This is a genomic window from Rhodobacter capsulatus, from assembly GCF_052363185.1.
Classification (GTDB): domain Bacteria; phylum Pseudomonadota; class Alphaproteobacteria; order Rhodobacterales; family Rhodobacteraceae; genus Rhodobacter; species Rhodobacter capsulatus_E.
This window is the reverse complement of sequence record NZ_CP198955.1, coordinates 154,256-177,581: the sequence shown is the minus strand read 5'-3', so window position 1 is coordinate 177,581 and position 23,326 is coordinate 154,256. Positions and strand designations below refer to the sequence as shown.

22 protein-coding genes and 1 pseudogene are annotated in these 23,326 nt (G+C 66.2%); 12 read left to right on the top strand and 11 right to left on the bottom strand.

What is annotated here, in order from left to right; translation table 11 throughout:
• Nucleotides 1–101 precede the first annotated feature (101 nt).
• Nucleotides 102–2,330 carry a response regulator gene (locus tag ACTTAG_RS00885; protein ID WP_444463768.1) on the top strand — a complete coding sequence of 743 codons (2,229 nt, stop codon included), beginning with the start codon at nt 102–104 and terminating at the stop codon, nt 2,328–2,330.
• Here ACTTAG_RS00885 and recQ read toward each other — a convergent pair whose 3' ends face one another.
• Together recQ and ACTTAG_RS00875 are read right to left on the bottom strand one after the other, a co-directional pair.
• Nucleotides 2,331–4,394 carry a DNA helicase RecQ gene (gene recQ / locus ACTTAG_RS00880; protein WP_444463767.1) on the bottom strand — a complete coding sequence of 688 codons (2,064 nt, stop codon included), beginning with the start codon at nt 4,392–4,394 and terminating at the stop codon, nt 2,331–2,333.
• Nucleotides 4,395–4,398: 4 nt separating this feature from the next.
• A complete protein-coding gene (locus ACTTAG_RS00875) occupies nt 4,399–4,686 on the bottom strand; it encodes a YggT family protein (protein ID WP_444463766.1) in 288 nt (95 codons plus the stop codon).
• A gap of 151 nt (nt 4,687–4,837) precedes the next feature.
• Between ACTTAG_RS00875 and ACTTAG_RS00870 the strand changes: the two genes are divergently transcribed.
• The 8 genes and pseudogenes from ACTTAG_RS00870 to dxs all read left to right on the top strand — a co-directional run bounded on the left by ACTTAG_RS00870 (nt 4,838) and on the right by dxs (nt 12,691).
• Nucleotides 4,838–5,377 carry an acyl-CoA thioesterase gene (locus tag ACTTAG_RS00870; protein WP_444463765.1) on the top strand — a complete coding sequence of 180 codons (540 nt, stop codon included), beginning with the start codon at nt 4,838–4,840 and terminating at the stop codon, nt 5,375–5,377.
• Nucleotides 5,378–5,431: 54 nt separating this feature from the next.
• Nucleotides 5,432–6,771, top strand: a pseudogene (locus ACTTAG_RS00865) (MFS transporter).
• Between the two features lie 23 nt (nt 6,772–6,794).
• On the top strand, nt 6,795–7,697 hold the full coding sequence (mepA, locus tag ACTTAG_RS00860) for a penicillin-insensitive murein endopeptidase (protein WP_444463764.1): 903 nt from the start codon (nt 6,795–6,797) through the stop codon (nt 7,695–7,697).
• Complete coding sequence (locus ACTTAG_RS00855) at nt 7,670–8,587, top strand: esterase-like activity of phytase family protein (RefSeq protein ID WP_444463763.1); 918 nt, start codon at nt 7,670–7,672, stop codon at nt 8,585–8,587. Before mepA ends, ACTTAG_RS00855 begins: the two co-directional genes overlap by 28 nt.
• Before the next feature lie 96 nt (nt 8,588–8,683).
• Nucleotides 8,684–9,304 carry a queuosine precursor transporter gene (locus tag ACTTAG_RS00850; RefSeq protein WP_444463762.1) on the top strand — a complete coding sequence of 207 codons (621 nt, stop codon included), beginning with the start codon at nt 8,684–8,686 and terminating at the stop codon, nt 9,302–9,304.
• A gap of 357 nt (nt 9,305–9,661) precedes the next feature.
• On the top strand, nt 9,662–9,904 hold the full coding sequence (locus ACTTAG_RS00845) for an exodeoxyribonuclease VII small subunit (protein WP_013069156.1): 243 nt from the start codon (nt 9,662–9,664) through the stop codon (nt 9,902–9,904).
• On the top strand, nt 9,904–10,770 hold the full coding sequence (locus ACTTAG_RS00840; protein WP_444463761.1) for a polyprenyl synthetase family protein: 867 nt from the start codon (nt 9,904–9,906) through the stop codon (nt 10,768–10,770). Before ACTTAG_RS00845 ends, ACTTAG_RS00840 begins: the two co-directional genes overlap by 1 nt.
• A 10-nt stretch (nt 10,771–10,780) precedes the next feature.
• On the top strand, nt 10,781–12,691 hold the full coding sequence (gene dxs, locus ACTTAG_RS00835; RefSeq protein ID WP_444463760.1) for a 1-deoxy-D-xylulose-5-phosphate synthase: 1,911 nt from the start codon (nt 10,781–10,783) through the stop codon (nt 12,689–12,691).
• Nucleotides 12,692–12,793: 102 nt separating this feature from the next.
• Here dxs and ACTTAG_RS00830 read toward each other — a convergent pair whose 3' ends face one another.
• From ACTTAG_RS00830 to mbfA, 4 genes are all read right to left on the bottom strand, one after another.
• On the bottom strand, nt 12,794–13,711 hold the full coding sequence (locus ACTTAG_RS00830) for an ornithine cyclodeaminase family protein (protein ID WP_444463759.1): 918 nt from the start codon (nt 13,709–13,711) through the stop codon (nt 12,794–12,796).
• Nucleotides 13,708–14,325 carry an HAD family hydrolase gene (locus ACTTAG_RS00825; protein ID WP_444463758.1) on the bottom strand — a complete coding sequence of 206 codons (618 nt, stop codon included), beginning with the start codon at nt 14,323–14,325 and terminating at the stop codon, nt 13,708–13,710. Before ACTTAG_RS00825 ends, ACTTAG_RS00830 begins: the two co-directional genes overlap by 4 nt.
• Nucleotides 14,322–15,239 (bottom strand): AEC family transporter, encoded by a 918-nt coding sequence (locus ACTTAG_RS00820; RefSeq protein WP_444463757.1) that lies wholly within the window; start codon nt 15,237–15,239, stop codon nt 14,322–14,324. Before ACTTAG_RS00820 ends, ACTTAG_RS00825 begins: the two co-directional genes overlap by 4 nt.
• A 102-nt stretch (nt 15,240–15,341) precedes the next feature.
• A complete protein-coding gene (gene mbfA, locus ACTTAG_RS00815) occupies nt 15,342–16,319 on the bottom strand; it encodes an iron exporter MbfA (RefSeq protein ID WP_444463756.1) in 978 nt (325 codons plus the stop codon).
• 154 nt (nt 16,320–16,473) lie between these two features.
• Between mbfA and ACTTAG_RS00810 the strand changes: the two genes are divergently transcribed.
• The 3 genes from ACTTAG_RS00810 (at nt 16,474) to pncB (ending at nt 18,648) form a co-directional block, all read left to right on the top strand.
• Complete coding sequence (locus ACTTAG_RS00810) at nt 16,474–16,632, top strand: hypothetical protein (RefSeq protein WP_444463755.1); 159 nt, start codon at nt 16,474–16,476, stop codon at nt 16,630–16,632.
• Nucleotides 16,633–16,733: 101 nt separating this feature from the next.
• A complete protein-coding gene (pncA, locus tag ACTTAG_RS00805; RefSeq protein ID WP_444463754.1) occupies nt 16,734–17,339 on the top strand; it encodes a bifunctional nicotinamidase/pyrazinamidase in 606 nt (201 codons plus the stop codon).
• Between the two features lies 1 nt (nt 17,340).
• Nucleotides 17,341–18,648 (top strand): nicotinate phosphoribosyltransferase, encoded by a 1,308-nt coding sequence (pncB, locus tag ACTTAG_RS00800; RefSeq protein WP_444463753.1) that lies wholly within the window; start codon nt 17,341–17,343, stop codon nt 18,646–18,648.
• Here pncB and ACTTAG_RS00795 read toward each other — a convergent pair.
• From ACTTAG_RS00795 to arfB, 5 genes are all read right to left on the bottom strand, one after another.
• Nucleotides 18,645–20,117: an inorganic phosphate transporter gene (locus ACTTAG_RS00795; protein ID WP_444463752.1), complete on the bottom strand. Its 1,473-nt coding sequence runs from the start codon at nt 20,115–20,117 to the stop codon at nt 18,645–18,647. The genes pncB and ACTTAG_RS00795 overlap by 4 nt on opposite strands.
• 99 nt (nt 20,118–20,216) lie before the next feature.
• A complete protein-coding gene (locus ACTTAG_RS00790) occupies nt 20,217–20,663 on the bottom strand; it encodes an NUDIX hydrolase (protein ID WP_444463751.1) in 447 nt (148 codons plus the stop codon).
• Nucleotides 20,660–21,634: a phosphotransferase enzyme family protein gene (locus ACTTAG_RS00785; RefSeq protein ID WP_444463750.1), complete on the bottom strand. Its 975-nt coding sequence runs from the start codon at nt 21,632–21,634 to the stop codon at nt 20,660–20,662. Before ACTTAG_RS00785 ends, ACTTAG_RS00790 begins: the two co-directional genes overlap by 4 nt.
• Nucleotides 21,631–22,893 (bottom strand): aspartate aminotransferase family protein, encoded by a 1,263-nt coding sequence (locus tag ACTTAG_RS00780; RefSeq protein ID WP_444463749.1) that lies wholly within the window; start codon nt 22,891–22,893, stop codon nt 21,631–21,633. Before ACTTAG_RS00780 ends, ACTTAG_RS00785 begins: the two co-directional genes overlap by 4 nt.
• Nucleotides 22,886–23,308: an alternative ribosome rescue aminoacyl-tRNA hydrolase ArfB gene (gene arfB / locus ACTTAG_RS00775; RefSeq protein WP_444463748.1), complete on the bottom strand. Its 423-nt coding sequence runs from the start codon at nt 23,306–23,308 to the stop codon at nt 22,886–22,888. Before arfB ends, ACTTAG_RS00780 begins: the two co-directional genes overlap by 8 nt.
• Between the last annotated feature and the right edge of the window lie 18 nt (nt 23,309–23,326).

Sequence of the window (23,326 nt, the reverse complement as noted above, 5' to 3'; positions counted from 1 at the left end):
AAAGGATTCATTCAACGGGGAAGCAAGCAAGTTAAGGCTGTTAAGGCGATTTTCACCGAAGGCTGAGATTGTGCCACAAGGATTTTTGACAGGTGCCGGGAATGGACGCCGTCTTGGCAGAAAAATTGGCGCAGGAGCGGCGGGCTCGGCTGGCGGCGGAACGCCTGCTGGAGCAGAAGAAACGCGAGCTGTTTGCGGCGAACCAGAAGCTTGCCCTGCATGCGCGGGCGCTTTCGGAACAGATCGTGCAGCAGCGCCACGGGCTGCAGCAGGCGCTGACCGAGGCGGCCTCGCTCAAGGGCGAGAATTCGCGCGTGCGGGGCGACCTGCAACGGGCGGAATCGGTGGCGATGATCGCGCAGCGGCGGCTGTGGGACGCGCTCGAAACCATCCGCGACGGCTTTGCGGTCTATGATGGCGATCTGCGGCTTGTGGTGGCGAACCGGGCCTATCTCTCCTTCTTTCATGGCGAGGTGGCGATCACCGCGGGCGTCACCTATGACGCCGTGCTGAAGATCGTCGCGAAGCACGAAATGGTGGACATGGCGGGCCGTGATCCGCTCGACTGGCACCACGAGATGATCGCCCGGATCCGGCGCGAACATATCGAACCGATCGTCTTGCGCACCCGCGAGGGGCGTCACATCAAGCTGATCGACCGCTGGGGCGAGGATGGCGATCTGGTCTGTCTGGCGCAGGACATCACCCATATCATCGAGCGCGAACAGGAACTGGAGGAGGCCCGCAACAAGGCCGAGGCCGCGAATCGCGCGAAATCGGCCTTCCTTGCGAACATGAGCCATGAGATCCGCACGCCGATGAATGGCGTCGTCGGCATGGCGGAATTGCTGGGCGAAACCGACCTGAACGAGGAACAGCAGCTTTACGTCGAAACCATCCGCTCCTCGGGCGAGGCTTTGCTGACGATCATCAACGACGTGCTGGATTATTCGAAGATCGAGGCGGAGCGGCTGAAGCTTTACCCGGAAATCTTCGATCTGGAACGCTGCCTGCACGAGATCATGGTGCTGCTGCAGCCCTCGGCCAAGGACAAGGGCGTCAAGCTGCTGGTCGATTACGACCTGTTCCTGCCCACCCGTTTCATCGCCGATCCGGGGCGGATGCGGCAGATTCTGACCAACCTGCTTGGGAATGCGGTCAAGTTCACCCATTCCGGCCATGTGCTGGCACGTGTCGTCGGCTTCGAGCGCGACACCGAAAACTACGAGCTGCATGTCACCGTCGAGGATACCGGGATCGGCATCTCGCCCGACAATCTCGATCACGTCTTCGGCGAGTTCAATCAGGTCGAAGCCGCTTCGAACCGGCGGTTCGAGGGCACCGGGCTTGGTCTCGCCATCACCCGGCAGCTGGTGCATCTGATGGGCGGGTCGGTCTGGGTCGACAGCCAGCTGGGCGAGGGGTCGTGTTTCGGCTTCCGCGTGATCCTGCCCCGTGCGGAACCGGCGCAGCCGATCGACCGGCCGACGCCGCCGGTGACCTTGCGCGCGGCGCTCGTCGTGGATGACCTGCTGGTGAACCGGGTGATTCTGGAACGTCAGCTGCAGACCTACGGGCTGGACGTGACGCTGTGCCGCTCGGGCACCGAGGCGCTGAAGGTTCTGGATGACGGCACCCGCTTCGATCTGGTGCTGACCGATCATCACATGCCCGACCTTGACGGGCTGGAACTGACGCGGCGGCTGCGGGCGATGGGCAACGAGACGCCGATCCTGCTTCTGACCTCGGACAGCGCGGCGCTGGATGCGGCGCAGGGCAATTGCGACCTGTTCGGCTGTCTGGAAAAGCCGGTGCTGCGTTCGGATCTGTTCCGGATGCTGCAGAAACTCTCGCTGCCGTCCGAACCGAAAGCGGTGGTGCCCCCGCCGCCCCCGCCGCCGCCCCCGCCGAAACAGAAACGGCAGATGCGCATTCTGGCGGCCGAGGACAACCGGACCAACCAGCTTGTCTTCGGCAAGATGGTGAAGGATTTCGACATCGAGCTGCGTTTTGCCGCGAATGGTCTGGAAGCGGTCGAGGAATGGCGGCGCTTTCAGCCCGATCTGATCTTCATGGACATTTCGATGCCCGAGATGGACGGGCGCGAGGCGACCCGGACGATCCGGCTGCACGAACAGGAAAAGGGCACAAGGGTGCCGATCTGCGCGCTGACCGCCCATGCGATGGAGGGCGACAGCGACTCGATCTTTGCGGCGGGCGTCGATTTCTATCTGACGAAACCGCTGCGCAAGGCCTCGATCGCGGAACGGATCCAGGCGCATCACCCCGAGGACGCGCGGCCGGTGCTGCCCGAGGGGTTCGAGATCTGATCAGCCGTGTTCGGCGATCAGCGACAGGAAGGTGTCGGCGAAACGGTCCAGTTTCGCCGCGCCCATTCCCGCGATCCGCTCCAGATCGGCGCGGGTTTTCGGCTTCACCTCGGCGATCCGGCGCAGCATCGTTGCCGTGCAGGACAGAAACCGGTCATGCCCATCCGCGCCGCGCGCCAATTGCCGCTGCGCCTCCTCCAGCGCATCGTAAAGACTGGCCGCCGCGGTCCCCGCCAGCTTGCGCCGCGCCGGATGCACCGGCTCGGCCGCGCCCGCCCCCGCGATCACCTCAAGAAAGGCGCGGCCATAGCTTTCCAGCTTCTTCGCCCCCACCCCGTTCACCTGCGCGAACTGATCCAGCGTCGTCGGCCGCAACTCGGCCATCTCGATCAGGGTGCGGTCGGGGAAGATCATGTAGGCGGGCAGACCCGCCGCCTCGGCCAAAGCCCGCCGTTTCGCCTTGAGCGCCGACAAGAGCGGCGCATCTTCGTCGGACACCAGCGCCTTCGGCACATGCTTGACCTTGGCCTTGCGCACCAGATCGCGGCGCAGCGTGATCCGTTCCTCGCCGCGCAGGATCGGCCGGGCGCGCTCGGTCATCACCAGCGCCCCGTGCCGTGCCGCATCGGGGCGGATCAGATCATGGCCCTGCATCTGCCGGAACACCGCCTGCCATTCGGTGCGGCTCAGATCGCGGCCAACCCCAAAGGTCGGCAGCCGGTCATGGCCGCGCGCGGTGATCCGGTCATTCGTCTGGCCGAGCAGAATTTCGATCAGATGCCCGGCGCCGTAGCTTTCGTCGGTGCGCAGCGCCGCGGAAAGCGCCTTGCGCACCGCCTCGGTACCATCAAACAGATCGGGCGGCGTCTCGCACAGATCGCAATTGCCGCAAGGGCCTGATGTTTCCCCGAAATAGGCCAGCAGCCGCTGCCGCCGACAGCCCGTCGCCTCGGCCAGACCCAGAAGCGCATTCAGCCGCCCATGATCGGCGGCCTTGCGTTCGGGCGGCGCCAGACCCTCGTCGATCTGCTGGCGCCGATAGCGCACGTCATCGGCGCCATAGAGCGTCAGCGTCTCGGCAGGCGCGCCATCGCGGCCCGCCCGGCCGATTTCCTGATAATAGCTCTCGATCGACTTCGGCAGATCGGCATGGGCGACCCAGCGGATATCGGGCTTGTCGATCCCCATGCCAAAGGCCACCGTCGCCACCACGATCAGCCCGTCTTCGCGCTGAAACCGCATCTCGACGCGGCGGCGGTCTTCGGCCTCCATGCCGCCGTGATAGTAACAGGCGGGATGACCCGCCTCGATCAGCGCCGCGGCCAGTTGTTCGGTCTTCGCGCGCGAGGCACAATAGACGATGCCCGATTGCCCCCGCCGCGCCGCGACATAGTCAAGGATCTGCTTGCGCGGCTGGTCCTTGGGCTCGAAGGCCAAGGAAATGTTCGGCCGGTCAAAGCCGCGCAGAAAGGTCGCGGGGGGGATGCCGTCAAACAGCCGGGTGACGATCTCGGCCCGGGTTTCCTCGTCCGCCGTCGCGGTAAAGGCCGCCAGCGGCACATCCAGCGCGCGGCGCAGATCGCCGATGCGCAGGTAATCGGGGCGGAAATCATGGCCCCACTGGCTGACGCAATGTGCCTCATCGACCGCGATCAGCCCGGTTTTTGCGCGACGAAGCAGCGCCAGCGTCCCCGATGCCGCCAGCCGCTCGGGTGCGATGTAAAGCAGTTTCAGCCGCCCGGCGTCGATCGCGGCGAAGACCGCCTCGGTCTCCTCCTCGGTATTGCCCGATGTCAGCGCCCCGGCCTCGACCCCGGCTTCGCGCAAAGACCGCACCTGATCGCGCATCAGCGCAATGAGCGGCGAGATCACCACCGTCAGCCCCGGCAGACACAAAGCAGGCAATTGGAAACACAAAGATTTCCCGCCACCCGTCGGCATGATCGCCAAGGTGTTGCGCCCCGCCAGAACCGCCCGCACGATTTCCTCCTGCCCCGGTCGGAAGGCGTGGAATCCGAAAACCGAGGCAAGCATTGCCTCGGGGCTGGGGTCGGGCAGGGTCATGCGCTCAGAGGCCAAGCAGCCGTTGCAGGAAGATCATCGCGATGATCACCACCATGGGCGTGAAATCGACGCCCTGAAAGGACGGCAGGATCTTGCGGATCGGCGCATAGATCGGCTCCAGCAGCCGGTTCAGCAGATCCCAAAGCTTGTAGACCAGCGGCTGACGCAGGTTCAGCACGTTGAAATTGACCAGCCAGCTCATGATCACCTGGGCCAGGATCACCAGCCACAGAAGCTGAAACACGAGGGCAAGGGCCACATGGACCCCGTCGAGCAGCATGTTAGGGTTCATTCGGACCTCCGTCGGATGCGCCTCACAGGTAAGCCACGCCGGTCTTGCTTGCAACTGCCCGAGCGCGCCATTTCGCGGGGCATTTGCCGCAAGGTCGTCCTTGACGCCCCCGCTGCAGCGCGGCACGACGGGGCAGCAAGGGGGGGCGTGCATGTATCCGATCATCCGCATGGGCAAGGCGATCCTGTCGTCGCGGGGCCAAAGGATCGACATCCTGGAGCCGATTTCCACCTTTCACCGCGCCTGGCCCTGGGACATCGACCCGTGGAAGGATCTGAACAACGGCCGCATCGTGACGCTGTTCGATCTGGGCCGGATCGCCCTGGCGCAACAGACGGGGCTGAACGCCTGTCTGATCCGCAACCGCTGGGGCATCGTCGTCGCGGGCAACACCACGCGCTACAGAAAACGCATCACCATGATGCAAAGCTTCGAGATGCGGACCCGCTGTCTGGGCTGGGATGCCCGGTTCTTCTACATGGAACAGGGGATGTGGCGCGGGGGCGACTGCTGCAACCACATCCTGATCCGCGGCGCCGTCACCTCGAAAGCCGGGATCGTGCCGCCGCAAAAGGTGGTCGAGGACATGGGCCACCGCGCGGAAAGCCCCGCCCTGCCCGACTGGGTGCAGGGCTGGATCGCCGCCGATCACACCCGCCCCTGGCCCCCCGAAATGCCGCCTTCAAGGTAAATGTTGCGCTGTCCCCCGGTTTCGGGCTTGATCCGGGCAAACACGGGGGGCGACATGATCACCGAACGCAAGCGCATCTGGGGCTGGTGGTTCTTCGACTGGGCCAGCCAGCCCTACAACACGCTTTTGCTGACCTTCATCTTCGCCCCCTTCATGGAGCGGCTTCTGGGAGATGGCACCACGGCGCAGACGGTCTGGGGCTTCGGCATCGGCCTGTCGGGTCTCTTCATCGCGCTGGCGGCCCCCTGGCTGGGCGCCATCGCCGACCGCTCGGGTCGGCGCATGCCCTTCATCTGGTTGTTTTCACTGATGTATGTGGCGGGGGCGGCGCTCCTCTGGACGGCCGAGCCGGGGAATTTCAACCTCTGGCTGGTGATGATCGCCTTTGCCGTCGGCATGATCGGCATGGAATTCGCCACCTCCTTCACCAATGCGATGCTGCCCGACCTGACCGGCCGCGAACATATCGGCAAGGTTTCGGGCTCTGGCTGGGCCTTCGGCTATGTCGGCGGAATGGTGTCGCTGATCCTGATGCTGACGCTGTTGCAGGCCAGCCCCACCACCGGCAAGACGCTGATCGGGCTGACGCCGCTCTTCGGCCTTGATCCAGCGACGGGCGAGGATACCCGCATCGTCGGCCCGCTGACCGCCGTATGGTATGCGGTTTTCATGATCCCGTTTTTCCTGTGGGTGCGCGAGCCGCGCCATCCGGGCGCCGTGCCGGTGGCACAGGCCACCCGCGAGGCCTGGCCGGAGCTGCGCAGCACCCTGAAATCGCTGCCGAAACGGCCCAGCCTTTTCGCCTATCTGGTGTCCTCGATGTTCTACCGCGATGCGCTCAATGGCATCTTCACCTTCGGCGGCCTTTATGCCGCGGGGGTGCTGGACTGGTCGATCACCCAGATCGGGCTGTTCGGCATTCTGGGCACGATCACCGGGGCGACCTTTTCCTGGCTGGGAGGCAAGGCCGATGACCGCTTCGGCCCGAAAGCGGTGATCGTCTGCACCCTGATCGCGCTGGCACTGATCACCCTCGGCGTCGTCTTCATCTCGCGCGAGAGCGTCTTCGGTCTGGCCGTCGCCCCCGAAAGCACCCTGCCCGACATCGCCTTTTACCTCCTTGGCGGGCTGATCGGCGCGGGCGGGGGGCGCTGCAATCGGCCTCGCGCACGATGATGGTGCGCCAGTCCGACCCGGCCAAGATCACCGAATGCTTCGGCCTTTACGCGCTGACCGGCAAGGCCACCGCCTTCATCGCGCCGCTCTCGATCGGGGCGGTGACGGCGATGACGCAAAGCCAGACCCTCGGCATCACTCCCGTCATCGTGCTTTTCGTTCTGGGGCTGATCCTGATAGCCTTCGTCAAATCCGAGGGAGACCACGCCGCGGCGTGACGCAAAGGAAGAAGGAAGAAAGTATGACGCCGATCCGTCTTGTCCTTGCCGCCGCCGCCATCGCGGCGATCCCGCTGGGCGCCGCGGCCGAGCCGCTGGCGCGGCAGCTGTTCGGCGCGCAGGCCCGCCCGACCACGGGCGCGTCGGAGCCGATCGGCGCCTATTCCCGGGGCTGTGCCGCCGGTCTGGTGGCGCTGCCGGAAAGCGGGCCGACCTGGCAGGCAATGCGGCTCAAGCGCAACCGCAACTGGGGGCAGCCGGAACTGGTGGCCTTTCTGCAGGACCTGTCGGCCTTTGCCGCCCGCCTGCCCGGCTGGCGCGGGCTTTACATCGGCGATCTGAGCCAACCGCGCGGCGGGCCGATGACGGGCGGGCACGCCAGCCACCAGATCGGGCTCGATGCCGATATCTGGATGCTGCCCGCGACACGGCTTGATCTGTCGGCGAAGCAGCGCGAGAAGATATCCTCGATCTCGATCCGCACCGAGGATCAGACCCGGGTGAACGGCAACTGGACCCCGCAGCATGCGGCGCTGTTGCGGGCGGCGGCCTCGGACCCGCGGGTGGACCGGGTCTTTGTCGCGGCGGCGGCGAAGCTTGCCATGTGCGCGACCGCGACCCGGGCCGATACCGCCTGGCTGCAGAAGATCCGGCCGATCTATGGCCACAACACGCATTTCCACGTCCGGCTGAAATGCCCGCCCGGGGCGACGCTTTGCGACAGGCAAAAACCCACGGTGGCCGAGCTGTCAAATGGCGGCAACGGCTGCGACGACAGCCTGACATGGTGGGTGACGACTTATCTTGAAGAATTGCGCCACCCGCCGAAACGGCCGAAACCCTCGGGCCCGGCGCCGAAAAACGCGAAAACCTATGTGATGTCCGATCTGCCCGTCCAATGCCGAAACGTCCTGTCCGCGCCCTGATCCTCGGCCTTGGGCTGATGGCACTCGCGGCAATGTCGACGTTGCTGATCGGCGCCGCCCGCGCGGGGCAGGATCGGGCCGTGCTGTTGCAAAGCTTCCGCTGGAGCGATCCGCGGCCCGCATTCGGCGGCTTTTCCGGCATTGACCTGACCGCGGACGGCGGGACCTTCGTCACCGTTTCGGACCGCGCCACGATCTGGCGGGGCCGGATCCTGCGCGACGCCGAGGGCCGGATCACCGGGGTCACCAGCACCGGCCCGGCGCTGCTGCACGACAGCAAGGGCAGGCCGCTCGCCCGCTACAGCGGCGATTCCGAAGGCTTGGCGCTGGCGCGTGATGGCAGCGTCTTCATCTCTTTCGAGGGGATGGCGCGGGTCGTGCGCTATCCGCGCGACGACGGCCCGGCGAAACCGCTGCCCCGGCCCGCGGCCTTCAAGCAGTTCCAGTCCAACAGCGCGCTGGAAGCGCTGGCCCTCGCCCCCGACGACACGCTTTACACGATGCCCGAACGGTCGGGCAGCCGCAGCGCGCCGTTTCCGGTCTGGCGCTTTCGCAACGGGGAATGGACACAGCCCTTTGCCATCCCGCGCGAGGGCGACTGGCTGCCCGTGGGCGCCGATATCGGCCCCGACGGCCGACTTTATCTGCTTGAACGCGATTTCTGGGGCCTTCTGGGCTTTCGCAGCCGGGTGCAGGTCTTCGACATCGCGGGCGACCGCATCGGCCCCGGCACCGAGCTTTTGCGCACCACCGCAGGGCTGCATGACAATCTCGAAGGCCTTGCGGTCTGGCGCGACGCGCAGGGCGCCATCCGGCTGACGATGATCGCGGATGACAATTTCAACGCCTTTCAGCGCACCGAAATCGTCGAATACCGGCTGAACCGCTGAGGTTTTCCTTGACCCGAAAGGGCCCGGGGCGTATGGCCCCCGCGTCCGCCTGTCGCGGGCCATGTCTCCGCTACCATGTAAAAACGGTGATCCTGCATGCGCTACCTGCCCGGCATCCTTGCCATGGCCGCCATTGTCGTGGCCTCCAACATCCTCGTGCAATTCCTTTACGGCCAATGGCTGACGCTCGGGGCTTTCACCTATCCTTTCGCCTTCCTTGTCACCGATCTGACGAACCGGCTGCAGGGCCCGCGGGCCGCCCGGATCGTCGTCGTCTCGGGCTTCGTCGTCGGCGTGATCTGTTCGCTGATCGGCTCGCAGATCGTGGGCGAGTTCGGCCCGCTGGTCAGCTTCCGCGTCGCTCTGGCCTCGGGTCTTGCCTTCCTTGCCGCGCAGCTGACCGATGTCACCATCTTCAACCGGCTGCGCCATCGCGGCGGCTGGTGGCGGGCGCCGCTGGTCTCCACCCTGATCAGCGCGAGCCTCGACACGGTGATCTTCTTCACCACCGCCTTTGCCGCCGCCCTGAGCTTTCTTGAACCGGCCAATGACGTGAGCTGGGCCAATGAAAGCCTGCCGCTTCTGGGCTTTGGCCCGGCCCTGCCGCTGTGGATCTCGCTGGCTCTGGCCGATTGGTGCGTAAAAATTACGCTTGCAGTCATCGCGCTGCTGCCTTTCCGGGCAATCGTCTGGCGCTTTTCGCCAAGGATTGCGTAATTTAACTTGCCATACACCAAATCTGTGCCACCCTTTCCCTATCGGCAACACGCATGAAAGGAGGTGGTCCAGTGTCTAGAGTGATATTGGAGAGAGGTGTCGGGACAGTCAGGGGGGCCGAGGCCTGAGGGCAACCCCAAGGGTCGCAGACCCTGGCTGGGACGGAGGATCTGATCCAGACCCTAACCGGACCATCTCCGTAGATCTCGGGGGTCGCAGGCCATGCCCGCGACCCTTTTACTTTGCGACTTTTCGACCGCGGCGGGCCAATCGGCCCGCTTTTTCATTGCGGGGGCTGGAATTGCGGGGCCACCCGTGGCAATCCGGAACGGGCATCCAAGGCGGCGGGAGGGCGCGATGGACGACAGCGACATTTCCGGCATGACATTCGAGCAGGCGATGGCCGCGCTGGAACAGGTGGTCAACCAGCTGGAACGCGGCGAGGTGGCGCTGGACCAATCCGTCCGGCTCTCCGAGCGCGGGGCAAAGCTGAAAGAGCGCTGCGCGATGCTTCTGAAGGAAGCCGAGGAGCGGGTCGAAAAGATCCTGCTGGGCGAAGGCGGGGTGCCCGCGGGCACCGTTGCGGTGGAAGGACTCTGATGTTTTCCGAACGTTTGAAAGAGATTCAGGACGCCGTGGAAACGGCGATGGCGGCGGCGATCGGGCGCCTGCCCGAAGGCGATCTGCGCGATGCGATGGCCTATGCGGCGCAGGGCGGCAAGCGGCTGCGCGCTTTCCTTGCGATTGAATCCGCCGCGATCCACGGGATTTCGATGGAACAGGCGATGCCCGCGGCGCTGGCGGTCGAGGCGCTGCACGCCTACAGCCTTGTCCATGACGACATGCCCTGCATGGACAATGACGATCTGCGCCGCGGCCTGCCGACCGTTCACAAGAAATGGGATGACGCCACGGCCGTTCTGGCGGGCGATGCGCTGCAGACCCTCGCCTTTGAACTCTGCACCGATCCGGTGCTGGGATCGGCCGAAAATCGCGTCGCGCTGGTGGCCGCGCTGGCGCAGGCCTCGGGGGCCGAGGGGATGGTCTATGGCCAGGCCCTTGATATTGCCGCCGAAACCGCCGCTGTCCCGCTGACGCTTGACGAAATCATCCGCCTGCAGGCGGGCAAGACCGGCGCGCTGATCTCCTTTGCCGCGCAGGCGGGCGCCATCATCGCCGGTGCTGACCGCGCGCCGCTTGCCGCTTATGCCAAGGCGCTGGGCCTCGCCTTCCAGATCGCCGACGACATCCTCGATGTCGAAGGCAACGAGGAAGCGGCGGGCAAGCGGCTGGGCAAGGATGCCGAGGCGCACAAGGCCACTTTCGTCTCGCTGCTGGGTCTGGCGGGGGCGAAATCCCGCGCCGCCGATCTGGTGGCCGAGGCCGAAGCCGCCCTTGCCCCCTATGGCGCGGCCGCCTCTACCCTTCGCGCCTGCGCGCGCTATGTGATCGAACGCGACAAGTGAAGCGAGCCCCATGAGCCAGCCCCCAGTGACCCCGATCCTCGACCGCGTGCGTCTGCCCTCCGACATGAAGGGGCTGAGCGACCGCGACCTGCACCGCCTGGCCGATGAATTGCGCGCCGAGACGATCTCGGCCGTGTCGGTCACCGGCGGGCATCTGGGCGCGGGGCTGGGGGTGGTCGAACTGACCGTGGCGCTGCATGCGGTCTTCGACTGCCCGCGCGACAAGATCATCTGGGACGTGGGGCACCAATGCTACCCGCACAAGATCCTGACCGGACGGCGCGACCGCATCCGCACCCTGCGCACCAAGGGGGGCCTCTCGGGCTTCACCAAACGGTCCGAAAGCCCCTATGACGCCTTCGGGGCCGGGCATTCCTCCACCTCGATTTCCGCGGCGGTGGGCTTCACCATGGCCCGCGAACTGGGGTCCGAATGCGGCGATGCCATCGCGGTGATCGGCGACGGCGCGATGACCGGCGGCATGGCCTTCGAGGCGCTGAACCACGGCGGCCATCTGGGCAAGCGGATGTTCGTCATCCTGAACGACAATGAAATGTCGATCTCGCCCCCCGTGGGTGCGCTCTCGTCCTATCTGACGCGGCTTTATGCCGAAGCGCCGATGCAGGATCTGAAGGCGATGGCCAAGGGCGCCGTCAGCCTGCTGCCGGAAACGCTGCAGGAAGGCGCGCGGCGGGCCAAGGAAATGCTCAAGGGCATGGCGATTGGCGGCACCCTGTTCGAGGAACTGGGCTTCGATTATGTCGGCCCGGTTGACGGCCATGATCTCGATACGCTTCTGCATCTCTTCCGCACGCTGAAGGCGCGGGCGACCGGGCCGGTGCTGATCCATGCGCTGACGAAAAAGGGCAAGGGCTATGCCCCCGCCGAAAACCGCCCCGACCGCGGCCATGCCACGGCGCGGTTCGACGTGCTGACCGGGGCGCAGGTCAAGGCCGCCTCGAATGCGCCCAGCTACACCAAGGTCTTCGCCGAAAGCCTGATCAATGAAGCCGCGCGCGACGAAAAGATCGTCGCGGTGACGGCGGCGATGCCCGAGGGCACCGGGCTGAACCTTTTCGCCGAGCGCTTTCCGCGCCGCTGCTTCGATGTCGGCATCGCCGAACAGCATGGCGTGACCTTCTCGGCCGGGCTGGCGGCGGGGGGGATGAAACCCTTCTGTGCGATCTATTCGACCTTCCTGCAACGCGGCTACGATCAGATCGTGCATGACGTGGCGATCCAGCGCCTGCCGGTGCGCTTTGCCATCGACCGCGCCGGGCTGGTGGGGGCCGATGGCGCGACCCATGCGGGGGCGTTTGACATCGGCTTCATGGCGAACCTGCCCGGCATGGTGGTGATGGCCGCCGCCGACGAGGCCGACCTGGTGCATATGGTCGCCACCGCCGCCGCGCATGACGAAGGCCCGATCGCCTTCCGCTATCCCCGAGGCGAGGGGATGGGGGTGGACATGCCCGCCCAGGGCGTGCCGCTCGAAATCGGCAAGGGCCGGATCATTTCCGAAGGCGCCCGGGTCGCGATCCTGTCCTTTGGCACCCGTCTGGCCGAGGTGCTGAAAGCCCGCGAGGCGCTCGCCGCCCGCGGCATGGCGCCGACCGTGGCCGATGCCCGCTTCGCCAAACCGCTCGACAAAGATCTGATCTTGCGGCTGGTGGCGGAACACGAGGCGCTGATCTGCATCGAGGAAGGCGCGGTGGGCGGCTTTGGCAGCCATGTGGCGCAATTCTTGTCGGAAGAGGGCGTCTTCGACCGCGGCTACAAGTTCCGCTCGATGGTGCTGCCCGACACCTTCATCGACCATGCGAACCCCGAGGACATGTATGCCTCGGCCAGGATGAACGCGGCGGATATCGAGGCGAAAGTGCTCGATCTGCTGGGCATCGCGGTCGCAAAACGCGCCTGAGGCGCGGGCCGAACCGTCGCAAAGGGCGTATTTGAGCCAAGAAAAAGCAGGTGTTTTTTCCTGGTGCAAATACGCCTCCTTCCTTCCGGCGAGGCGCGGCGGTCAGACAGGCCGGGCCTGCCAACACTTGCGAATGAAATTGGCGGTCATCAGATCCAGATGCGCGCCACCGCCGTTCTTGCACAGCGTGATCTCCTCGGCGCTGTTGCGACGGAACAGCCCGGCGGCGATGTCGTAGAAATCGGCCACCACATCGGTCTCGGCGATCACGCCGCGCGCCAGAGGGTCGCGGAATTCGCCGATATGGTGCAGCACCGTCGCCCTAGAATCGCAGAACAGCCGCGCCCGGCGCAAGGTCGCGTCGTCGGCCTCGCGCATGTCGGGGCGGAAGGCGCCGATCAGGTCGATGTGGGTTCCCGGCTGCAGCCAGTCGCCGCGCAGCCAGGGGTCCTTGGCCATCGTCGTGCCTGCGACGATCTCGGCTTGCCCCAGCGCGGTTTCAAGGTCCCTCTCGACCCGGGCGCCGGTGGCCGCGGCCAGCGCCTCCGCACCGGCCTGCGAGCGGTTCCAGATGGTGAAGCGGGCGGCGGGAAAGGCCGCGCGATAGGCCTCGATCATTGAGGCTGCCACCTTGCCCGCACCACAGATCAGGATCTCGCGCGCCTCGGGCCGCGCCAGTAACCGCGCCGCGAGCAGGCTGTCCCCTGCGGTCTTCCATTTCGTCACCAGCGCGAAATCAAGCACGGCTGACAACACCCCCGTCCGGTCCTCCATCAGCATCACACCGCCGTTGACCGTGCCCAGATCCGGGGCATTTCCGGGCACGATCGTCGCCGCCTTCACCAGCATGCCCAGCCCGTCAATCAGCGCCGAGCGGGTCAGCAACGTGTCGGCGCCGCGGTAAAGAAAGCTGTCCGCCACCTCGGCGCGGGGCAGGCGGTGCCCGGCGCGGAAGGCCTCGGTCAGGCCGATCCAGTCCAGCTGCGCTTCGGCCTCGGGGCCGATCAGGGCGGGGGTCATGCGGCCTCTCCTTCGGTCAGAAACCCTTCGGACACAAGGCGCGCGGCCCAGCCTGCGGGGGTGGTGAACAGATGCGTCTGCCAGCCGCGTTCGGCGGCAGCGGCGATGTTTTCGGGCCGGTCGTCGGTGAAAAGCAGATCGGCGCCGCTATAGCCCGTGCCCTCCTCCAGCGCCGCGTAGAAGCGCGGATCGGGCTTGATCAGGCCCAGATAGCCCGAGACGAAAAGCCGGTCGAAATTGGTCAGGAACGGGTAAGCGCGGCAGGCCAGCTCAAACGTGCCCACGCCGAAATTCGACAGCGCGAAGACCGGAACCCCTTTCGCACGCAGGGCCGAAAGCAACCGCACGGAATGGGGAATGGCGGGGGTACACATGTCAAGCCAGTGGTCGTGCCAGGCCATCACCTCGGCCCGCCAGTCGGGGTGCAGATCGGCATGGGCGCGGACGGTTTCGGCAAAGGGCGCCCCCAGATCGAGGCGTTCGTTCATCGCGGCGATGCCGGTTTCCGCCCAGAAGGCGCGGCGACGCTCGGGGCCGATGCGGCGGTCATAAAACGCCTCGGGGTGCCATTCGACCAGCACCATTCCGATGTCGAAAACCACGGCTCTTGTCATGTGTGCACCCATGCGATGACGGCGGGGATGGAAAGGATGGAAACCGCGGTCGAGATCAGGATCGCGGTCGAAACGCGTTGGGGCGCGACGCCGAAATGGGCGGCCAGGATATAGACATTGCCCGCCACCGGCAGGGCGGCGGCGGCGACCATGACCCCCGCGGCGAAGGGCTCGACCGGAAAAATCAGGAAGGCGGCAATCGCCACGGCCAGCGGATGCAGCACCAGCTTTGCCGCTGAAAGCCAAAGCGCGGGGCCAAGGGTCTCGGCCGAGCGCCCGGCCAGCGAGGCGCCGATGGCGAAAAGCGCCCCGGGCGTGGCGGCGCCGCCGAGGATCTTCATGAACTCCTCAAGCGGGCCGGGCATCGGCAGGTGCAGCAGCGCCCAGGCGAGCCCCGCCAGCATCGAAACGATCATCGGGTTCTTCGCCAGCCCCAGCGCCAGCGGCGCGAGCGCCACGCGGCCATGCCGGGCATAGGTGACGATGAGCGTGATCAGCGTCGAAAACACGATCATGTCGGCGGCCAGAACCATCAGCACCGGCCCCGCCGCCTTCGGCCCCAGAAGCACGACAAGCATCGGCACGCCCAGAAACCCGGTGTTGCCGGTCATTGCGGTATGGGCCTCCATCGCGGCCTCGGCCAGGGGGCGGGCGCGCAGCTTCGCCGCCGCAAAGCCCAGAACCCAGACCGCGATCGAGGCCGTCAGATAGGCGGCAAAGAAGGCGGGATCGAAGAGATCTTCGATCGGCAGCGTCGCGGTGAAGCGAAACAGCATCGCCGAAAGGGCGAAGTAGAAGACGAATTTCGTCAGCCAGGCCGTCGCCTCGGGCGGGAAGACCCGCAGCCGCCCCGCCGCCCAGCCAAGCCCGATCAGCGCGAAGAAGGGCAGTGTCTTCAGGAAGATCTCGATCATGGTGCAGGGCTAACATGCCGCGGCAATCGGCACCAGCGAGGGCATTTGCGTATTTGCGCCAAGAAGAAACGCGCGGCTTTTTCTTGGTCCAAATACGCCCTTTCAACCGCCGCCAATCAGCGCCCCCGCCGCAAAGACCAGCGCGCCGCCCACCACCACCTGCAGCACGGCGCGGAAGAAGGGCGTTTCCATGTATTTGTTCTGGATCCAGGCGATCGCCCACAATTCGACGAAGACGATCACCATGGCGATCGCCGTTGCGGTCCAGAAATCCGGAATCAGATAGGGCAGCGCGTGGCCAAGGCCCCCCAGCGTCGTCATCACCCCCGAAGCCAGCCCGCGCTTGAGCGGACTGCCGCGCCCCGAGATCACGCCATCATCATGCGCGGCCTCGGTGAAGCCCATCGAGATCCCCGCGCCGACCGAAGCGGCCAGACCCACCAGCAGCGTCGTATGGGTATCCTGCGTCGCGAAGGCGGTGGCGAAGATCGGCGCCAGCGTCGAGACCGAGCCATCCATCAGCCCCGCCAGCCCGGGCTGCACCCAGGTCAGCACAAATTGCCGATGCGCCGAAGTGTCTTCCTCGGATCGCGCCGCGTCGCCCAGATTGTCCTCGGTCAGGTTTTCGGCATGGCGTTCGTGCCGGGCCTCGGCCGCCGCCAGATCGCCCAGAAGCTTGCGCGTCGCCGCATCGGTGGTGCTTTTTGCCGCCTGAACATAGAAAGCCCCGGCGGTCCGTTCCATCTCTTCGGCCTCGGCCCGGATCGCCGCCAGCGAGAGGTTCGCCGAAAGCCACATCGGCTTGCGGGCGTAAAACCCCGCCACATGTTCGCGGCGAATGAGCGGGATCACCTCGCCGAACCGGGCCCGATGGCGCTCGATCAGGGCCTTGCGATGGCCGTCTTCCTCCTCGGCCATGCCGTCGAAGACCGCCGCGGTGGCGGGATAGTCGGCGCGCAAACGCTCGGCAAAGCTGCGATAGATCCGGGCGTCGTCTTCTTCGGAGGAGATGGCAAGGGCCAGAACCTCGCGTTCGGAGAGGTCGGAAAAGCGGCGGCGGTTGGCGAGTGCGGAAAACATGGCGGCCCCGTTTTAGAATGATTCCAACATAGACGCTGTGTCGCATCTTGCAACCGATTGATGTGAACCGTCCAGTTCAATTTGCCCTTGAAAATCTGAACGACTCGGTTCATATACCTGCATGTAAACCGATTGGTTCAGATTGGAGACCGACATGAAACGCTTCTTCCTTGGCCTTGCGCTTGTCACGATGACCGCGTCTGCCGCCGCGGCCGGAGGCATGAGCTTCGATTTGCCGCGGCTCGACTTTCCGGGGACGGACGCCGAGGTCGCCCAGACCTGCAACCTGCTGACGCAAAGCTGCAGCCAATAAGTCCGGCGCAAGCGCCGTGCCCGGCAGCGGCCGCGAGTGGTTGACCCTGCCGCCCCTGCACCCTACGCATGGGCGGACAGGGTCACCGAACGGGGGAAGCCATGGCCGGACCGCAAGACGCGCTGATCGTCATCGACATTCAGAACGACTTCTGCCCGGGCGGGGCCTTGGCCGTTGCGGCGGGCGACGCGATCATCCCCCGCGTCAATGCGCTGATGGCAGAGTTTCCCGTCACCGTGCTGACACAGGACTGGCACCCGGCCGATCACGCCTCTTTCGCGGAGAACCATCCGGGGGCGGCGCCGTTTTCGCAAATCGACATGCCCTATGGCGCGCAGACGCTGTGGCCTGCGCATTGCGTGCAGGGCACGCCGGGGGCGGCCTTTCACCCGGGGCTGCGCACCGATGCCGATCTGATCCTGCGCAAGGGGTTTCGGCGCGCCATCGACAGCTATTCGGCCTTCTTCGAGAACGACCGCAGCACCCCCACCGGCCTTGCGGGCTATCTGCGCGAGCGCGGCATCACGCAGGTGACCCTTGTCGGGCTGGCGCTGGATTTCTGCGTGGGCTGGTCGGCGATCGACGCGGCGAAGCTGGGCTTCACCACCCGGGTTCTGGAGGGCGCCTGCCGGGCCATCGACCTGAACGGCTCGCTTGCGGCCGCGCGGGCCGAGATGCTGGCGGCGGGCGTGGGGCTGGAGCCCTGAAATGGTCGATATCGCCACCCGCGTCTACAATCACCGCTGGCAGATCGACCCGATCATCCGCTCGCTGATCGACACCGATTTCTACAAGCTGCTGATGTGCCAGTCGGTATTCCGGCACCGGCCCGCAACGCAGGTCACCTTCAGCCTGATCAACCGCACGAAATCCATCCGCCTGGCCGATCTGATCGACGAGGGTGAGCTGCGCGAGCAGCTGGATTACGCCCGTGGCCTGCGACTGACGCGCGGCGAAAGCACCTGGCTGCGCGGCAATACCTTTTACGGCAAGCGGCAGATGTTCCGCCCCGATTTCATGGAGTGGTTCGAGGCCTTTCGCCTGCCGCCCTATCACCTCGAAAAGCGCGACGGCCAGTATGAGCTGACCTTTGAAGGCGCCTGGCCCGAGGTGATGATGTGGGAAATTCCGGCGCTGGCGATCTTGATGGAGCTGCGCTCGCGCGCGGTGCTGCGGGGCATGAAGCGGTTCGAACTGCAGGTGCTTTATGCCCGCGCGATGACCCGGGTCTGGGAAAAGATCGAGCGGCTGAAGCGGATCGAGGGGCTGAAGATCGCCGATTTCGGCACGCGCAGGCGGCATGGCTTCCTGTGGCAGGACTGGTGCGTTCAGGCGATGGTCGAAGGTCTGGGCGATGCCGCGCAGGGGGGCCGTTTCACCGGCACCTCGAATTGTCTGATCGCGATGCGCCGCGATCTGGAGGCCGTCGGCACCAATGCGCACGAACTGCCGATGGTGATGGCCGCGCTGGCCGAGACCGAGGAAGAGCTGCGGCAGGCGCCCTATCGCGTGCTGGAAGACTGGCACGAAGAACATGACGGCAATCTGCGCATCATCCTGCCCGACACCTATGGCACAAAGGGGTTTTTGCAACGCGCCCCCGACTGGCTGGCCGCCTGGACGGGGATCCGGATCGATTCCGGCAACCCTTTCGAAAGCGCCGAGACGGCAATTTCCTGGTGGCAATCGCGTGGCGAGGACCCGACGCAGAAGCTGGTGATCTTTTCCGACGGGCTTGATGTCGCGCAGATCGAGGCGCTGCACGCGCAGTTTCGCGGCCGGGTCAAGGTCAGCTTCGGCTGGGGCACGCTTTTGACCAATGATTTCCGCGGTCTGGTGGAGGAGGACGAGCTGTCCCCCTTCAGCCTTGTCTGCAAGGCGGTGGCGGCGAACGGGCGCCCGACGGTGAAACTGTCGGACAACCCGGAAAAGGCCACCGGCCCGGCCGAGGAAATCGCCCGCTATCGGCGCGTTTTCGACGTGGGCGCGCAAACCGCGACGCCCGTCGTCGTTTAACCGTCGAGCGCGTTCATCAGCCAGTAAAGCCCGGCCGAGAGCACCGCCGAGGCGGGCACGGTGATGACCCAGGCCGCGACGACCGTGGTGATATGCGACCGCCGCACCAGAAGCCGGCGCGAGCGTTCCTCGGGCGGGACGATCTTGCCCTTTTGCAGGCCCAGCATCCGCGCCCGGCGTTCCGCATGCCATTCGCGGTAAAAGCCGACGCCGAAGACGCCGCCCACCGCGATATGGGTCGAGGACACCGGCAGCCCCAGCCAGGAGGCGACGATGACGGTGATCGCCGCCGAAAGCGCGACGCAATAGGCCCGCATCGCGTTCAGCTTGGTGATTTCCGAGCCCACCAGCTTGATCAGCCGCGGCCCGAACAGCGTCAGCCCGACCGAAATCCCGAAGGCGCCGACGGCCATGATCCAGAACGGCACCTCTACGCTGTCGGTCAGTGCGCCTTCCTTGACCGCATGGACGATCGCCGCGAGCGGCCCCACCGCATTGGCCACGTCATTGGCGCCATGGGCAAAGGACAAAAGCGCCGCGGAGACGATCAGCGGAATCGTGAACAGCTTCTTCAGCGTCTTCTTGCGGTTTTCCTGGCCCTCGGATTGCGCGCGCACCAGCGGCACCGAAATGCCCCAGGCGACAAGCCCGACGAAAACCCCGATCAGCAGCGAGGAACCCAGCGAGAGATCAAGGACCTTCTTCAACCCCTTGAGCGCCAGATAGGCGGCGAAGGTGCCCGACATGAAGCCGATCAGCATCGGCACCCATTTGCGGGCGGCGGCGATCTTGTCCTCGACATAGATGATCTTCGCCTTGATGAAGGCGAGGAAAAGCGCCGCAAAGATCCCGCCCATGACCGGGGAAATCACCCAGCTGGCGGAAATCTTCAGGATCGCGGGCCAATTGACCGCGCCAAAGCCTGCCGCCGCCACGCCCGCACCGACGACGCCGCCGACGATCGAATGCGTGGTGGAGACCGGCGCCCCCATCCAGGTCGCCACATGCAGCCACAGTGCCGAGGCAAGCAGCGCCGCCATCATCGCCCAGATGAAATGCGCCGCATCCGTCACCGCATCAGGCGCCAGAATCCCGGTCGAGACGGTCTTGACCACATCGCCCCCGGCAATCAGCGAGCCCGAGACCTCGAAGATCGCGGCAATGATCAGCGCGCCGCCCAGCGTCAGCGCATTCGCCCCCACCGCCGGGCCCATGTTGTTGGCGACGTCATTGGCGCCGATGTTGAGCGCCATATAGGCGCCGATCGCCGCGGCAAAGACGACGATCAGGCCGCCGGGCTGCGCCCCCATCAGGATCGCCGCAAAGACCCCCGCCAGCACGATGAAGGCCAGCGCGATCCCGGGGGCGACCAGCGGACGCGCCACGAATTGCGTCGCATCCTCCAGCAGGGTGATCCGCTTGAGATCCTTGTCGAGGGTTTTCCACTGGTTGACGGGCGGTGCGGCCACGGCTTTTCCCCTGATCGTCGCGCCGTCAAGATGGCGTCACGACTCTGTTACATTCGGGCCGGGGGACTAGCCTGTTTGGGCCCGCAGTTCAACGACGCATTACGCCAGACGGCGCAGAAGCGCTTTCAGCTCCCGCTCCTTGACGCATTTCGCGGCGGCCTTCGGGCTCAGCCAATGCCGGTCGCGTCGGCCCCGTTCGGGAAAATCGGCGTCAAGCCCGGTCACATCGACGACAAAGCACAGCACCTTGCAGCGTTGCACCAGCCCGGTCTTGCGCCGCTTGTCATAGTGGAAGGCCCCGACCGGGTCGGCCTGGACATGGCCCAGCACCCCCGCCTCTTCCCAGGCTTCGCGCAGCGCCGCCTCGGCCAGCGTCCTGCCGCGCATCGGCCAACCCTTCGGCACGATGCAGCGCTTGGTGTCAAGCGAGGAGACCAGCAACACCTCGGTGTCCTTGCCGGTGCCGCGACGGCACAGCGCCGCCACCTGCAAGGCCTCGGGGCGGTGGCCCAGAAGATTGCGCAAAAAGGGGGGCAGGCCCATCATCCGAGATCCCCCCAGGGGCTGCCGCCATCCAGAAGCATCCGCGCCAGCGCCACTGCCCGATAGGCATAGGCGCGCTGACGGCGGCGGTCCTCGGGCGCGCGGGTCACCACCCAACCGGCGGAAACGAAGCTGCGCAGCGCCAGGAACAGCGGCAGCAGGTCCAGTTGATCAACAGTCAATTGCCTACGGCTGCGATAGCCCGCCACCAGCCGCCGGGCGTGTTCGGGCAACAGCGGGTCCCCCCAGCTTTGCACCAGCGCCGAGGCGAGATCATAAAGCCGCCAGCCCGGGCCGCAATCGTCAAAGTCGATCAGCCGCAGGCCCTGGCGGGTGACCATCACGTTCGAGCGCAACGTATCGGCATGGATCGGCCCGAAATCCGTGGCGCGCGGCAGCATCTGCCGGGCCCTGTCGCGCGCCGCCCGCAGGAGCGCGCTTTCCTCGGGGCTCAGCGTCGGCGCCTCCCAGAACCGGCCCAGCCGCGGGGTCTCGCCCAGAAGCGCCTCGGCATCCCAGCCCGCGCGCGGAAAGGTCTCGGGGCAGGCGCCCGCATCGGTGGCATTGTGCAGATCGGCGATCAGCGCGCCGAAATCCTCGGCCCGGGCCAGCACGGCGCTGTCTTCCAAAGGCGCGACGGCCTCGCCCAGCGGCCGCCCCTCGATCCAGCGCAGGCAGGAAAAGGTCAGCCCGCGCGCCTGCACCACCCAGGCGCCATTCGCCGCCGGGATCGGCTCGGCCACCGCCACCCCGGCATCGCAGAGCCGCGCCGACCAGGCCAGTTCCGCCGCAATCGCGGGCGCGTCCTGATAGCCGGGCCGATGCAGCCGCAGCGCCGCCTTGGTGCCGGTGGGCAGGATGGTGCCGAAGACGATGTTTTCCGACCGCCAGACCAGCTGCAAGGGCGCCCCCCGGCAAAGCCAGGCGCGTTGCGCCTCGGTCGCGATCTCATAGGCGGCGGCATCGTCCATCATGCGGGCATCTTTCGCAAAATGGTGTCCAGCGTCGCGACCAGTTGCGCGGCGTTTTCGCGCGAAAACGGCATCGGGGGCCGCATCTTGAGGATATGCTGACCGCGCCCGACCCGGCCCAGAAGGATGCCTGCATCCTTGGCCGCCTCGACCACCCGGCCGCAGAACTCGGTTTCGGGCTGGCCATCGCGGGCAAATTCGATGCCGAAGAACAGGCCGAAGCCGCGGGTGTCGGCGATCAGCGGATGGCGCAAGTCCCGCAACAGGCCCAGCGCGTAGGCGCCGACATCGCGGGCGTTTTCGACCAGCCCCTCCTCTTCGATCACGTCCAGCACGGCACTGGCCGCGGCGCAGGAAACGGGGTTGCCTGCGAAAGTGTTGAAGTAACCAAAGGCATTGCGAAAGGCCGCCATCACCTCGGGCCGGGCGATCACCGCGGCGACCGGATGGCCATTGCCCATCGGCTTGCCCAAAGTCACCACATCGGGGGCAAAGCCGAGGAAGTCGTGCCCCCACCAATGCGACCCCACCCGGCCAAAGCCCGGCTGCACCTCGTCGCACAGGATCAGACCCCCGGCCCTGCGCACCACCTCGACGGTCGGGTCCAGAAAGCCGGGGCCGATGCCCGGCGTGCCCTCGTTCGCAAAGATCGGGCAGAGCATGATCCCGGCGAACCCGTGGCCGGAGGCCTCCAGATCGGCGATGGCCGCCGCGACGCCCGCGGCAAAGGCCTGCGGCTGCGCGGCCAGCGATCCGCCCAGCGGCGCCAGACTGTCGGGCGCGGGCACGCGGCGGATATGGGGCGGATAGCCGCCAATCGGCGGGCGGCGGGTCGACAGATGCGCAACGGCCGTGGTGTTGCCGTGATAGGTGTTGTCGGTGGCAATGAGCCCAGTCTTGCCGGTCGCCGCCTGCGCCATCCGCAGCGCCACGTCATTCGCCTCGGACCCGGTGCAGGTCATCAGCATCTGGCTGAGATCGTGGGAAAATTTCGCCACCAGCCGCTCGCCGTAGGTCAGGATGCCTTCGTGCAGATAGCGGGTGTGGGTGTTCAGAACCGCCGCCTGCGCGGCAATCGCCGCGACCGCGCGCGGATGACAATGACCGACATGGGCGACGTTGTTGTAGCAATCCAGATAGCGCCGCCCGGTTTCATCGAACAGCCAGACGCCCTCGCCGCGGACAATCTGCAAGGGGCGCTCGTAAAACGTGGGCACATTCGGCCCCAGAAGCCGCGTGCGCCGGGCCAGCAGATCACTCATCCTCGCCCACCCTGCCCCGCAGCGCCTTCACCTCGCCGCGCACCGTCTTCGCCGCCAGCCGCCGCCGCTGGCTGCCCAGGGTCGGCTTCGTCGCCACCCGCCGCTTCGGCGCCACCAGCGCGGCGCGGATCAGCTCCACCAGCCGTTCCCGCGCCAATTCGCGGTTGCGCAACTGGCTGCGGGTTTCCTCGGCCCGGATCACGATGGCGCCATCCAGCGTCCATTTCCGCCCCGCCAGCCGCTGCAACCGCGCCTTCACCGGGGGCGTCAGATGCGGGCTGCGCGCGGCCTCGAAGCGCAATTCGACCGCGGTCGAGACCTTGTTGACATTCTGCCCCCCCGGCCCCTGCGAGCGCGTGAAGCTTTCCGACAGTTCCCAGTCGGCAATCGCCAATGTGTCATCAATCCACAGCATGGGCCCAACCTAACCACC